The organism is Bacillus stratosphericus, assembly GCF_020524495.1.
Lineage (GTDB): Bacteria > Bacillota > Bacilli > Bacillales > Bacillaceae > Bacillus > Bacillus stratosphericus_B.
Genome location: NZ_JAIVLB010000012.1, coordinates 22,558 through 38,847 on the forward strand (window position 1 = coordinate 22,558; position 16,290 = coordinate 38,847).

The following is a 16,290-nucleotide window of genomic DNA, read 5'->3' on the forward strand; positions in this document are numbered from 1 at the left end:
TCTATTTTCGTTTTAATCTCTGTTTACGGCGATTTTTCCCTTCAGCCATCGCTTGTTTGCGTAGTTTAGATGATTCGGCAACAGCTGGCTTTTCTTCCTTTACACCATGTATTCTCTTCAATTCGGCAGCCAATGACGCGATGGTTGGATGGCTATACATCATGACCACCGGAACCTCAATGCCGTATACCGATTTGATATGTCCACTCATCTGCAACAAATCAAGGGATGTCGCACCCATTTCAAAGAAATTCTCATTTACATCCGGCTCATGTTTAAAAAAGGAGCTGAGCACATCACTCAAAGATGATTCTAGACGATCATCTATTCCCTGTGATATTTCTTGAAGCGGCGTCTCCTCTTGTTGCACAGATGTTAAGCGATGTTTGATTCTCTCTCCCATATCTCGAACTGACACAAGAATTTGCGGATAATCTAGTCGCAGCACTTCTTGGAGCACTTTCATTCCTTGTTCTGGAGAAATTCCTGCCTGCTCCTCAAGTGCCAGCATGTCATTGACTTTCGCCGCCAATGCCGAATCATGTGCCATACCGACTTTCTCCCAGCGATCCCAGTTCAAAGAAATAACTGGCTTCCCTTCCTTCCTTTTCTCATGAGCAAAGCTATCCATAAAGGCATTAGAAGCCGCATAAGCAACCTGTCCAGCCGCTCCAAGAAAGGAAACGAGGGATGAACAAAGCAAAAAGAAATCGAGCGTTTCACCCTTGAGTGCTTCCCCCAACACATAGGTTCCGTTGATTTTTGCCTGACACATGCGAATCTCATCTTCTACTGTTCTTGCTTGGATGATCTTCCCGTCTGCCTCTCCTGCCGCATGAATGACGCCATGTAAACCACCAAATACCGTATGGGCTAGCTGAATCGCTTGCTGTACAGCATATTCATCCGACACATCACCTTGTACAACTTGTACACTAGCACCTAATTCTTCAAGAGCCAGCAGCTTTTTAACAGCCTCAGCTTCTTTCCCATCTTCATCACGCAGCTCGTGCCATTCAGATCGTTCACGTATATGTGATCGGGTCATGATCACAAGTTTCCCTTGATACGTTTCTGCTAAATGCTTAGCTAATGTGAAGCCAATGCCGCCCATACCACCAGTAATGAAATAAACGCCGCTAGATCTGAAAGGCTGCTTAGACGATTCCTCTCGGCTTAACGATGTGCTTGAAGCTTTTCGAATCCACCGGCTGCTGCCACGATATGCAACGATCGCTTCTTGATCGTGCATCGCTACCTCATATGAGAGAAATAGCGGCCAATTTGCCATCTTATCCTGACATAAATCAATGTGATGACACGCTATGTGCTGATATTCTTGCGGAATGGTCAGCGCAAGTCCTGTCATTGTTGCTTGAAGAGGCTGAATCTTCTCCGTCCCGATGACATCATGCGCTTGGCTCGTCACGAGATGAAGTCTCATGTGTGTGTTATGGTGTTTTCCGATCAGCCTGACGAGATCGAGTACAGATAAATAATTTGGCTTGTCTTCCGTCTCCGAAGTGAGCTCATCATGCATCCAGATGATGTCTTCAGGTATAAATCCAGATTGCTGTAATTCAGCCATGACCCACTCTATATGTGTCAGCATATGAACGTCTGCCTTCATCATCTGGTCATTTTCTTTTATTGTATGATCACTTTGACATACGCTGACGACCTGCGCATTTCGCTCTTTCAAATAGGCGCCGATATGACCATTTTTCTCAAAAACCAACACACGCTTCCCTTGATGATTCTGTTCTTTCAGTACTGGTGAAGATCGCTCCCACACTGGAATGTAGAACCAGTCTTGAAAGTCAGCTAAGTGATTCTTCTGTGCTGTTGGAGATAATGCACTCATCAGCTGATCAGCTTGGAACTGCGGTGAGGGGAACTTTTGATGCTCAAATGGATAGGTTGGTAGAGAGACTCGATATGGGGCCTCTCCTTTTCTGACAGCCCTCCAGTTCGGCTCCACTCCGTAACTCCATAACTTTCCTATTGCCTTTTGCATATATTCATCATCAGCTGCTTGCTCTTTTGGATGTCTTACCAATGAAACAGCAGCTGCTTTGTCCACATCATAGCGATCATGCCGTCTCACGAATTGAGTCAATGTATGACCTGGACCGAGTTCAATGAAGACCACTTCTCCAAATGCAAGTAACCTCTCTATCCCTTGACTAAATAAAACAGGCTGCCTAATATGAGATGCCCAGTAATCAGGTGATGCTGCTTGCTCATGGGTTAACCAGCTACCGGTCACATTGGAAATGATTGGTATATGACCTTGCTGGTAGGTCATTTCAGAGAGAACCTCCTTAAACTGCTTAGCTGCATCAGCCATCATACTCGTATGAAAGGCGTGAGAGGTTTTCAACTTTTGAACAGACGCTCCTCTTTTTTCAACCTGTTCAATATAAGCCTGCAAACGATCAGAAGGACCAGATACAACAGATAACTGTGAGCTATTTACCGCTGAAAGCTCGACACCATCTGGAAGTTTATGCTCAATCTCTTCGGCTGAAAGCGCCACACCAGCCATATCTCCTGGAGGCATCTTTTGCATCAAATTGCCTCTATTTAAAACGATCCGAATCGCATCTTCAAGCTGGATGATACCTGCCACACAGGCAGCCGTGATTTCTCCAATACTATGACCGATAAAATAATGCGGACGTATGCCTAGTCCCATGAGCTTCGATGCGAGGGCATACTCAAAACTAAACAAGATGATTTGTGTATAAGAAGTTTGTTGCATAAGATGTTCTGCCTGGGTGCCTTCCTCTTCGGTTGAAGGATATAGCACTCTCTCGATCTCAATGCCAGCCAATGATAAAACAATGGCAAAACATTTCTGAAGCGCTTGTTTAAATGCCGGGTCATTCTCATATAAATCCTTGCCCATATTGACATACTGAGCACCTTGACCAGAAAACATCCAGACAACTGCAGGTTGTTGAAAGGCCATTTGAGGCTGTCCTGATGACTGGAATGTGCGATCTGGGCTGGCAAGCAAGGCTTGGCGATAAGGAAAATGCTTTCGTCCTTCTTGCAGCGTAAATGCAGCATGTGACAGCGGCACATCCTTTTGTTCTTTTAAATAAGATGTGACTTGCTCAGCAGACTTTTGAACCGCCTGTTTCGATCTTGCCGAAACTACCAGAAGTTCGTGATCCTTTTCTGCTGACAGTTTTTCGGCTATGGGTGCCTCTTCCAGGATGAGATGTACATTCGTTCCGCCGACACCAAATGAACTGACCCCAGCACGCAATGGATGACCCACTTTCGTCCATGGTACGGGTTTTGTATTCACATAAAACGGACTTGATTCAAAATCAATTTTTGGATTCGGCTTCTTATAATGAAGGCTCGGCGGCAATGTTTGATGATAAAGACTCAGTGTCGTTTTAATAAAGCCAGCAATACCTGCCGCTGAATCAAGATGACCGATATTTGTTTTTACAGACCCAATGGCACAAAACTGTTTTTTATCGGTTTGAAAGGCTTTATTGAGTGACTCAATTTCAACCGGATCTCCGAGGGTCGTGCCGGTGCCATGTGCTTCGATATATGAAATGCTCTCGGCTTCTACACGACTGATGTTGAGCGCCTTTTTAATAATTTCACTTTGTCCTTCTATACTTGGGGCTGTATAACCGACCTTTCTCCCGCCATCATTGTTATACGCCGATCCTTTTATCACACCATAGATATGATCCTTATCCTTTAGCGCCTGCTTTAATGATTTGAGCACAACGACTCCACAGCCCTCGCCGCCAACTGTTCCTTTTGCCTGTTCATCAAAGGCTCGGCAGTGTCCATCAGGAGACATGATCATACCCTCTTGATACATGTATCCTTTTTTGTGAGGAGTAGTGATGGTGACACCGCCAGCAAGTGCCATTTTACATTCTCCTGTTAGCAGGGCGCGTGACGCCAAATGGACTGCCACCAACGAGGAAGAACAAGCCGTATCAACAGCTACACTCGGCCCCTTCAAATTCAACTTATAGGACACCTTTGTGTTCATAAAATCTTTATCTGTTAACTGAACAGCCGCAAATTGCTCAGATGAGTTATTCGTTCTCATTAGCATGGAAGCTGCTTGCCAATATAAATTTGCAGAAGCAGCGCCAAATAAACCGATCGGCTCCTGATAGGTTTCGGGGTTATAGCCAGCGTCTTCAAGGGATTCCCACGCCACCTCATGAAACATGCGGATTTGCGGGTCCATTACTTCTGCCTCACGCTGTGAATAACCAAAGAAATCCGCATCAAAGTGATCATGCTGATCTACAGCTCCTTTGGCACGTACATATTGCTCATGATCCAATGCTTCTTGCTCAACCCCTGCCTCAAGTAGCTCTTCCTTAGAAAAAAACGTAATGGACTCTCTTCCATTTGCAAGGTTGTCCCAAAAGCTATGAATATCCTTCGCTCCAGGAAAGCGGCAAGCCATACCAACCACTGCAACCTCTAATCCTGTTAACTTACTCATCTATCATCCCGCCTAACAGTTGTGCGGCACTTTCTAAGTCATCCGCTTCATTTTCACCGTCATCTTCTATTGGTTTATCTTGTCCTGCTGCTTTGTTTCTTAATTGGTCTGCTATTTGTAAAACGGTTGTATATTGGAACAGCTCCATCACGGTCAGCTCCTGCTGAAATTCCTCTTTCAATTTATTTGACAGCTCAACGATATTAAAAGAGTTCCCGCCCAAATCGAAAAATGGATCATCTAATCGAATCTGAGAAGCAGGGACTTGTAAAATAGAAGCGAAAATACGAACAAGCTTCTGCTCTGTTTCATTATGTGCCTGAATGGTCACTGTCTCTTGCTCGCTCGGCTGCTGATCTTCTGGATTCGGCAGTGCTTGAATATCTAATTTCCCTGATAGATTTAAAGGAAATTGATCGACCTGAATCAAATGCCTTGGGACCATATAACCTGGTAATCTTTCACTTAAGGACTGGCGAAGTGCACGCTGATCTATGACTTGTTTTGCCATCAAATAAGCACAAATGTATTGGTCCTGCTCTGTCGTTTCCTTAGGGATCACAATGACATCTTGAATGAATCCCTGATAATGTGGATCATCTAGAATAGCTCTACGAACTTCTTCTAGCTCAATCCGATATCCTCTGATTTTCACTTGGTTGTCGATCCTTTTGGCAAATTCCAATAACCCATCAAAACGCCATCTTGCAAGGTCTCCCGTCGTGTATATCATCCCGCAGCCCAACTCTGGTTTTTTGATAAATTTCTCCTTGTTCAGATCAGGGTGATTGATGTACCCACGTGCTACACCATCACCTGCGATATACAGTTCACCAAATACGCCAATCGGAACTGGCTCCCCTTGCGCGTCACATATGAAGATACGCTCATTTGGCATTGGCTGCCCAATAGGAATGACTTGTTCATCCCAATCATGTGGAATCAAAAAAGATGATGACTGAACAGTACATTCAGTAGGGCCATATATATTAAACATGATGGGTCCTTCACTTGATAAATGCTGTAAAAATTGATCCCTCAGCTCTTTTGTGAATATTTCTCCGCCCACAAGCAGCATGTCCAGTGCAGGCAGGTCCTGTTTCGATTGCCCTGCTGCTTTGTTCATCAGCTTTAAATGAGAGGGTGTCACATCTGACAGCTGAATATGATTGTTTTGATAAAAATCCCATAACGCATGACCATCCATTCGGACTTCATCTTTTGCAATATGCAGCGTATGTCCGAGCAACAATGTTGGAAACAACGTTTGAACAGACGCATCAAAAATATGTGAAGCCAGCATTCCTACTTGCAAATCATCTGAGAGTAGATCAAAAAAGCGTGTTTTCATTCCGTAAACCAGATTAATGACCTGACGATGTTCAATGACAACCCCCTTCGGATGTCCTGTCGTGCCTGATGTATACAGCACATAAGCCATATCCGAAGGCAAAATGGATGAAATCAGCTTCTCTTTTGCTTCCGATTCATGAAGCATGTCTTGCATAACGTGAACCTCGACATCCAATCCATCATCTCCGGCTGAATCCGATACAATGGCCTTAGCACCACTGTTGTTGAGCATATACCGAATTCTTTCGATCGGCAGATTCACATCAATCGGTAAATAAGCATAGCCAGCCTTTAGTATGCCAAGAATAGCAATCACAAGTTCAGCAGATCGATACATTTTAAGACCAACTGGGGTCTCCCTTGTCATCTGACTTTGAGAAAGTCTAAGCGCTATGCGATCTGATAAACGGTCTACCTCTTCATATGTATAGGAGGTGGTGTCAAACACAACGGCCGTTCGGTCTGGATGTAACTGGACTTGCTGTTGAAATAAAGACACAATATCACGATCAACTGGATAAGGGAGCGACTCCCCTTGAAATGCATCAAATAATTGACTTTTTTCCTTTTCAGACAGAAATGAGTGTGTGCTCATGGCTTGTTCAGGTGCTTTGAGAAATTGCTCTAAGAGTATCATGAAATGATTGGAAAACTGCTCCATCATTTGATCTTCATAAACTGAAGCATCCCAGTGGACTTCGGCATGAAGGTGATCTTGTTCTTTCTTCCATACAATGAGTACATCCGCATTTAATTGCTCTCGATCAGCATGTCCATGCAATGTCTCAAACGCACAAGCCAGATTGACACGCTGATTGCTATCTCCTATTGAGTGCCAAATTTCATCCATTAAAATGTGAACAGGGTAGTTTTGATGACGCACTGCCTCCTGAAACGATTGTTTTACTGCGTCTAATCCTGCGCTAAAGCTCATATGAACATCAATCTCTGCCTTGAGTGGCAGCATATGATTAATGGCGCTTTGATTGCCGGACTGTTCCATTGTAGGAACAGTCACCATCAATTCAGTTTTTCCGCTATAACGTTGCAACAAGCCAAATGCGGCTGTGGTCAGCACAATAAACATTCGCAAATCAGAATCTCCACATAATTGCTTTAACGAATGGTTCACAGCCGTAGGGAAGGACGAATAAAGCGATCGATTAAGTGCAGCAGGCTTGGCTTGTAAAACCGTATTGGGAATGCGTCCATCCAACTGAGCATCTGATAAAATAGATGTCCAGTAGGCTCTTTCCTTCACCTTTTCCTTCGCCACTGCTTTTAGTTGAAAATCATCCTGTTCAATCACTCTTCCATTCACCTCTTTACTTATATTTTTAAGTCATCTAATTCGAAAAGAGATACGTCGTCTAGTTGCTTGAATGAAGAAGTCAGTTCGATATCCTCTAATCTCACTGCATCTACTGTGACAGCTCGCATGATGTCTTTCAGCAAGCCGGCAATGCGCTGAATGGTTTCCTCTGTGAAAAGTTCTGTATTATATTCAAGGGTTGAAGAAAGCCCGTCTCCCTGCTCATACGCAATCCACAATAAATCAAACCGCGACGTTCCTGTCTCATACTGATAATCACTAAAGGTTAAACCTCCTACCTTCAGTTCTGGCTGATTCATATTTTGCAAAGCGAACACAGCGTCAAACAATAGATTCCGGCTGACATTTCGGCTCAGCTGCAGGTCTTGGACCATTTGTTCATATTGAAAATCTTGATGTCCGAAATCATCAATCACATATGCCTTTACATCGCTAAGGAACTCACGGTACGTCATTTCTCCTTTAGGATATAAACGAAGTGGCAGCATATTGACAAAGATACCGATGACTTGCTGCAGCTCCTCTTGTTTTCTTCCTGATACTGGAACCCCAACCGTGATATCTGATTGCCCGCTTAATTTATGAAGTAAAATCTGATAAAGACTTAACAGCCCCATAAACAGAGTTGCATCTTCTTTTGAAATGACCTGTTTAAACGCGTTCAGCTCTGCTTCTTCTATACGGAACGTATAATGTCCGCCTCGGAATTGTCTCACCTCTGGCCGGTTGAAATCTGTTGGTAAATCTAGTGCAGGTGCACCTTCCAGCCGATTTTTCCAATAATCACTTGATTCTTTGAGTGCATCAGAAGCAAGCATGTCATTTTGCCATTCTGAAAAATCTTTATATTGAAGAGCTAAAGGTGCAAGCGTCCTTCCATCATATAACTGCATAAAATCGTTGACCAAAATATCTTGAGAAAGACCATCTGAGATAATGTGATGCATGTCCAGCATGAGCACAAACTCCTCTTCTGCGACCTTCATCACACCTACCCTCATCAATGGGGCCTCACTTAACGTAAAGGGAGTCAGAAATTGTTCAATCACTTGTTTTTGATCTTCCTCAGATGCTTGACTTGATCCTTTCGTGACATCAAACAGTGTGACAGAAAACGGCACCTCTTCTTCGATCTTTTGATAAGGGATGCCATTCTTTAGTACAAACGCTGTCCGCAAACTTTCGTGACGCTTGATTAGCTGTTGAAATGCCCATTCCAATCTGCTGATATCGAGCTTACCTTTAATCCGTCCCGCTTTAAATTCGTTGTATCCTGTACTGCTCAAATCCATTTGCTGCATAAGGTACAAACGTTTTTGGGCAGACGACAGAGGATAACGTTCCTTCACTTCGGCTTTTTCAATCACCTGATATGTCGCTGTATCTGCTTGATCGATATATTCTGCCATTAAACGAATCGTTGGCATTTGGAAAAATTGAGGCAGCGTCAGTTCTACACTAAATGCACGATGAATGATGCCAATAAAGGTGATCGCCTTTAGGGAATCTCCTCCCATTTCAAAGAAATGATCATCTATGCCAATTTCATCAATCTTAAAGAACGCTTGCCAATGTTGACTTAGTTCCTTCTCCAGCTCTGTTTCAGGTGCGACATAATTCGTCGACAGCGCTGGTCGGGAATACATCGTCCCATCTTGTACATGCTCACCGTCACTCTCTTCTTCGCGAGATAGACGATCTACATATCGGTGGATGCGATCGTGTAAATCTGTTGTCGAAATGACAATATGTTCAACTTGAAGAAGTGAAAGCAGTCGCTCAAAGATCGCTCTTCCTTCTTTTTCTGTAATCAACGTTTCGGTGACATCATCCCCGATTGGAAGATCCAACTGCTTGCCATCCTCAAATTCCCAGCCGTCAAAGCTAATCACAGACCACTGCGTTTGCGAACGTAGATTGCGTTCATATACGTACGCATCGATGAAATGATTCACAGCTGTATAGGCTGTAAAACCAAGTCCACCCAATATTGGTGACAAGGATGATAGCACAAAGCAGAAATCAAGTGGTCGATCACCGAGGGCAGCATTCAGATGAAGTACACCGTTCATCTTGGCCTCAAAATGCGGCTCTGAGAATGTGTCATCCGTTTGCTCCATCACCCGGAATGATTGGTCACCAGTTACACCTGCTGCATAGATTACACCGTCAATTTGTCCATAGGACGCATCCACTGCGCTTATTAATTGCTGGATATCCTCTCGGTGACGAACGTCTACTTTCTTTATCAGCACTTCTGCGCCAGTCTCTTCCAGTGCCATGACCTTTTGAATTTTCTTCTTTGTTGGATCATGTTCATCATGCGTCGCTAGCCACTCGGGCCACTCGCTTCTATCAGGCAGTCCAGACCTACTCGTTAGGACCAATTTTCCCTGCGTTTGCTCGGCCAAAGTCTGGGCGATGTTCAATCCTATAAAACCAAGTCCGCCAATTAAAATGTACACACCATCTTTTTTAGCCAAATGAACGTGTCCTGTTTCAGGAACTGAACCTTTCGCATACTTTTTCACATATCGTTTATTCCGTCGATAGACAGTGAGAAGCTGTCCATACGTTCGATCTAGTTCATCGCTGATTTGTTTCAACAAACTGTTTTCCTGAACACCATTTTCTACTGGACGATCCACATCAAGAATACGATAATGTAAGTTCGGTGTTTCTTGTGAAATCACCATGGCAGGTCCAAGATGGACAGCTTTCTCAGGATAAAGCACAGGCTCTCCGCCAATGGCATACGTCAGCGAAGAAAGAACTGTTATCAATACCTTTTGGTCAAAGACATATTTCTTCAATGCCTGTCCGATATAAAGTAAGGAGTAATAAGAATCTCGCTGCGTTTGCACGACCCACTCTTCCTCCGTTTGGGATGAAAGTCGATCTGAAAGTCCCCATAGATGGCAAACATTTGTCACGTTGATATGATCATCTACCAGATTCGAGATGAGCTTTTCATAATCAGATGGCACATGAGAACGAATGGTATAGCTTTTTTGATTATGCTTCGTAAACTGATCTCCTTTTTGAACCACAACGTACTCTTTCCGTTTCGTCAAAAGCTCAGCTGCTACCTTCTCTCCGAAAGCAGATGGCTCTGCAAATAAAAGCATGGCTCCAGCAGAGGAATCATCGGATGGCGAGCAAGGTAAAAGATCCGCTTCCCAATGAGGGGTATAGAACCATTCTTCCATTGGCCTCTTTTTTCCAAACCGCTTTGAATTGTCGTGCTTTACAAGATCTGATGGATCATACCAATAGGAGGTACGATCAAACGCATACGTTGGTAATGGTGTTTTCAATGCTTGACGGTTCATCTGGAATCGATTCCAATCAATCGACAGCCCGTGTGACCATAAACGACCAATCTGTGCGAGTAAAAACTCACTATCCGTCACATCTTGTTTTGCATGCCTTAGCACATGGCATACCTGCTGATTCAGGCCGTTGAGAGATCGGTTGACCATGACACTTAAATCCTGTCCAGGTCCAATCTCAATTAATTGAATATTCTCCTCTTGTAAGATATTCCTGATGCCTTCAGCAAAGCGAACCGTATCGGTCATATGCCGTTTCCAATAAGACACATCTCCAGCGCTCTTGTCTGTCATCCAATCTCCTGATAAATTCGAAATGAATGGAATTCGGAGCTTATTGGCTTTGATATGTTGCAATTTTTCTCCGAATTGCTCCGCTGCTTCCTCCATGACATGTGAGTGGGCCGCAATTGTGCCGCCTAATCGCATACACATCAATCTTTTGTTCTTCAACTCATTTTCAAATTCATTGATCGCCTCTTCAAGCCCTGACACGATACATGAAGAATCATTGACGACCGCAAGAGAAACATCCTTTGGAAGCATCGGTTTTAATTCTTCTTCAGGTAAAGGAACACTCATCATGACGCCAGATGGAGACGCCTGCATGGCATTAGCCCGGTAAGCAACCATAGACATCGCATCCTTTAAGCTGAATACTCCAGATATAGCTGCTGCTGTTAATTCGCCAAAGCTATAGCCGATCATCACATCAGGGCGAATGCCCCAATCAATGAAGAGCATTGAGAGTGCATATTCAATAGCAAAAATGGCTGGCTGTGCATATTGAGTGCTTGCCAATTTTTCGTGCGCCTTATCTGTTTCAACGGCTAATGGATACAGAATACGGGCAAGGCTTGTCCCTGTTGCTTCTTCATATGCTTGAAAACAGGCATCCATTTGCTCCTTGAAATAAGGCTCTTCTCGATACAAATCTAATCCCATATTGAGATATTGATTGCCTTGCCCTGAAAACATAAAAACAATCTTTTGTTTTTCAACATGCGAATGCATGAGCTTGCCAATGCCCTTTCCTTGCTTTTCTTTTAACACACGCAAGGCATCTTCTCTGCTTCCCGCAACAAATGCCTGACGGAAACCAAAAAATTGTCTGCCTGTTTGCAGGGTATACGCTACGTCCGCCAAATTGATAGAAGGCGTGTTTTCGATTTGGGTCATGAGTTTTTCTTTTATTCTTTCAATGCTCGTTTTGCTCTTCGCTGATAGGACAAGCAGCTCGGCAGAACGCGGCATTTGCTTACGATCTCTTTGCGGTGCTTCTTCTAATATGACATGCGCATTTGTTCCACCCATTCCAAATGAGCTCACTCCAGCTCGGCGCAAATGTGAAGACGGCTGCTTCCAGTCGGTCAGTTCGGTGTTCACAACGAATGGGCTATGCTCAAATGCAATGTTTTCATTGGCTTTTTTGAAGTGAAGACTTGGCACAAATGTTTGATGCTGAAGCGAAAGCACTGCTTTGATCAAGCCAGCCGCTCCTGCCGCTGCATCCAAATGTCCAATATTTGTTTTCACAGACCCAATGCGGCAAAATTGTTTTTTCTCTGTTTGGAAGGCTTTTGTCAGCGCCTCTATTTCAATTGGATCACCAAGAGACGTTCCTGTTCCGTGTGTTTCTACATATTCAATCGTTTCCGGTGAAACATCTGCCTGACGTAAAGCATCCTGAATGACACGTGTCTGCCCTTCAACGCTTGGTGCATTGAAGCCAACCTTTTGATCGCCATCGTTGTTGATGGCAGAGCCCTTAATGACTGCATAAATATGGTCACCATCCTCTATGGCTTCACTGAGTGCTTTTAAAGCAACAAGACCAACGCCATCTCCGCCAACTGTTCCATCTGCTTGATCGTCAAAAGCGCGGCAATGACCATCGCTTGATTTCACCATGTTCTGCTGATAAATGTAGCCTGATTTTACTGGGTGTAAAATCGACACACCACCCGCAAGCGCTACATCTGAATCACCATTTGCAATGGATTGACAGGCCAAATGTAGAGCAACCAAAGAGGTCGAACAAGCAGTTTGAAGCGTTAATGCCGGCCCTTTCAAATTCAATTTATGGGCAATTCTTGTACTAACGGTATACGTATCATTAAGTGAACCCACTTCAAATAGTTCTGACATACTGCTATCAAGGGACGATGCAAATTGTTGAATCCATTGAAAGTTCGATGTGGATCCAGTAAATAAACCGACCTTACCTGTATAATCTTCCTGTACATATCCCGCATCTTCCAGGGCCTTATAAGCGTACTCATGTAACAGGCGAATTTGAGGATCCATCATTTCTGCTTGACCTGGTGAATAACCGAAGAAGGATGCATCAAACAAATCAAATCCATCGATCACACCTTTTGCTCTCACATAATCTGGACGTTCAAAGGTTTGACGGTCAATGCCAGCTTCAAGCAGTTCTTCATCGGAAAAGAACGAAATCGATTCTTCTCCTTTCTTCAGATTTCGCCAAAATGCCTCAACATTTTTCGCACCAGGGAATTTTCCAGCTATTCCAATAATCGCAATTGGCTCGTTTTCTTTTCTTCTCTTTTGGTTCGCGGATTGTGTGTCGACTGTTACCGGCTCTGATGCTCCGCTTAAATATGATGCAAGCTCTCTGATTGTCGGACGGCGGAACATTTCTACCATTGGAATGCTTTGATTTAATCGCTTAGCAAGCTGTTGGTTGACATGAATCAGATTGAGAGAATGCCCGCCGATGTCAAAGAATTTGTCATGAACACTTATCTCATCTAAACCAAGGACTTTTTTCCAAATGTCATGAATGACCTTCTCTGTGTCAGAAAGGTTGTCTGATCCCATCAGCTTTTTCGTTTGCTGCGGCTGTTTTAATGCAGGCAGTGCCCGTTTATCTAGCTTGCCATTAGCAGTCAGCGGCATATCATCCAATTGAACAAAGTGAGATGGGATCATATAATCTGGCAGCTGATCAGCCAATACTTGTTTCATTGCGGATTCATCTAGTATGGCTGTCGTGATAAGGTAAGCTGCCAAACAGGGTGAACCAGAAGCATCTGGTTTTACAACGACAGCCGCTGCTTTGACCCCTGGCTGTTCATTTAGCCAGAATTCAATTTCACCTGTTTCGATACGATAGCCTCTCAATTTCACTTGATCATCATTTCGTCCTAAAAACTGAATGAGGCCATTAGGCAGAATACGCGCTACATCACCAGTTTTATAAATTTTTTCACCTGGCTGGAAAGGATGGTCTACAAACCGCTCTTCGGTAAGTTCTGGGCGATTCAAATAGCCTTTTGCGACACCCTTCCCACCAATATATAATTCTCCGATGGTCCCTTCCGGCATGAGATTCATATGTTTGTCAAAAAGAAGGATATCCGTATGCTGTGCGGGCTTTCCGATCGGTACATACACGTCTTGATCACGGTCTTGATCATATCGATGAATCATGCAGCCAACAACTGTTTCAGTAGGGCCATATTCATTCACAATATCAATTGACTGCGGGAATGATTGCTGAATGGATTTTGCTAAAGATGTTTCCAACTGTTCTCCGCCTAAGATGAAGCATTTCATTTGGCTGTCTGGAAAAGACAGATGCTTAATAAACTGCAAATGAGACGGCGTGAGCTTCATTACATGTGCACGATTATCCTTTATAATTTCTTCGACAAGCAGCTGCCGGTTTTCATGGTGATAAATCATGATGGTATTTCCTGAAATCAGTGGTGTAAAAATAGAAGTAACCGTCAGGTCAAATGACAGTGAAGTATACAAAGCAAAATGCCTTGTTTCTCCTCGAACATAGACTTGTTTTGCCCAGTCAATATAGTTGGCTAGGCCAAGATGGTGAATGAGTACACCTTTAGGTCTTCCTGTCGTTCCTGATGTATAAATGCAGTAGGCTGTTTGGTCTGAGGTGATGGCTGTTGTAAGGTTATCTGATGATCCAGTGTATAAATCCGGCTGTGTGATATCAATTTTTTCTCCGTTATAATCGTAAGTAAGCCCGTTAATCGGATGAGTCAGGAGCCATTCAACCCCGCTGTCTTCTAATAAATACTCTATACGTTCCTGCGGGTATTCAGGATCAATTGGCACGTAAGCACCGCCAGCTTTTAAAATCGCCAAGCATGCCACAACCATTTCAATGGAATGCTCTGCTAAAATACCGACACGCTGCTCCTGTTTAACCCCTTTCTTTTGTAAATAATGTGCGAGCTGATTCACTCTCTTGTTGAGTTGTTCATATGTCACGGTCGTATCGCCAAACTCAACTGCCGTTGCAGCTGGCGTTCGTTCCACTTGCTCTTCAAATAGATCAATCACCGTCGGTTCATTACAAGAAGATGCTCCGTCATATTGACGAAAGACCGCTAGCTGCTTTTCTTTCTCTTCTTCTGATAGTAGCTGTAATTGATCCGCAGATTTGTGCGGATGTTCACAGGCATCAGACAAGAGATGCAGAAAATGCTGACACCATTTTTCGATTTGTTCAGCTGAAAAACTGACTGGGTTATACACCAATGAGAAATGTAGTTGATCATCAAACGCCTGAACACTAAGCGTCAGATCGAATTCCGTCTGCTCTGTCATCTCAAACCCACGAATACGAACAGGATGATCGTTCTTCGTTAGCATTTGATCAAGTGGATAGTTTTCAATTACGACGATTGAATCAAATAACGATTGCTCTGCCGTCATACCTGCATACTTCTTTAAATCAGATAGTGGCGTATGTTCATATTCATTCCTAATGGCTACGTCACGATTGACTTGCTGCATATATTCGAGAATAGTCTGCTCCTGTTCGAATGAGACCCGCAGCGGTAATGTGTTAATGAACAGGCCTGTCATCCTTTCTATATGAGGCACATCCGCATTTCTTCCTGATACTGTTGTTCCAAACACAATATCATCTTGGTTGGCATATCTGGATAGCAAAACACCCCACAGCGTATACATCACAGATGCCAATGTCACGTCATGTTTATTCGTGAAATCGTTCAAACTCTCAGCAATGGAGGCTTCCACCTGATGCTCATATTTTGAGAAAGCCCCTGTGGCTTCATACGCGCTACCTGACTTTGGAAGCAGTTCTGAATAACTCCAGCCATCCAAGACATTTTTCCAATAGGAGGCTTGTGCTTCTGTCTGTTGAAGGTTTTTCTGCTGCCATTTGACAAATGATTGATAGGACGGTCTTTGTTCAAGAAGGGGGGTGTCCCCATTAGACAACCGCTCATATGCACTCATCCAATCACTTAATACAATCCCAAGGCTCCATCCGTCCAATAAAATGTGGTGGAAGCTAATCAGAATCCAACTGACTTCATCATTGACCTCACATAAAGTCAAGCGAAATGGGACTTGCTGTAGATCAAAACGTTCTTCTCGGTCCTGTGTCACCACCTCTTCTTTCAACAGATGAAGAGGCTGCCCAGATTGAGTCAAATCACGATATCGAATATCAGGCTGATGCTGCTTCAGCACAATTTGTACAGGCCTTGCGAGCTCCTGCCACCTAAACAATGTTCTGAGCATGTCATGCTGATTGGTGACATTCGTCCAAGATTGTTCAAAAGTTTCTCGATCAAGCTGTCCATCTATTTGGATCAGCAGTTGTTCAAAATAAGCCGTTCCGTGCGGTTCCATTAAATGATGGAACAGCATTCCTTCTTGGATCGTAGTGATACCTAACATATTTTCAATGTTCTTTTTATCCAGCTTCTGCGGCTGTAAAGCCATGGGATCATCTCCTT

The 16,290-nt window shown here is 43.7% G+C and carries 3 protein-coding genes; all 3 read right to left on the reverse strand.

The window, feature by feature from the left end; all coding sequences use genetic code 11:
• Nucleotide 1 precedes the first annotated feature (1 nt).
• The 3 genes from LC033_RS06705 to LC033_RS06715 are packed head-to-tail and all read right to left on the reverse strand — an operon-like array spanning nucleotide 2 to nucleotide 16,276.
• Nucleotides 2–4,504, reverse strand: a complete 4,503-nt coding sequence (locus LC033_RS06705; RefSeq protein WP_226567474.1) for a type I polyketide synthase — start codon at nucleotides 4,502–4,504, stop codon at nucleotides 2–4.
• Nucleotides 4,497–7,166, reverse strand: coding sequence for a non-ribosomal peptide synthetase (locus LC033_RS06710; RefSeq protein ID WP_226567475.1), 2,670 nt, complete (start codon nucleotides 7,164–7,166; stop codon nucleotides 4,497–4,499). The genes LC033_RS06705 and LC033_RS06710 overlap by 8 nt, the downstream gene beginning before the upstream one ends.
• A gap of 20 nt (nucleotides 7,167–7,186) precedes the next feature.
• The gene (locus tag LC033_RS06715) at nucleotides 7,187–16,276 is read right to left on the reverse strand and encodes a non-ribosomal peptide synthetase/type I polyketide synthase (protein ID WP_226567476.1); all 9,090 of its coding nucleotides are present in this window, start codon (nucleotides 16,274–16,276) and stop codon (nucleotides 7,187–7,189) included.
• Nucleotides 16,277–16,290 lie beyond the last annotated feature (14 nt).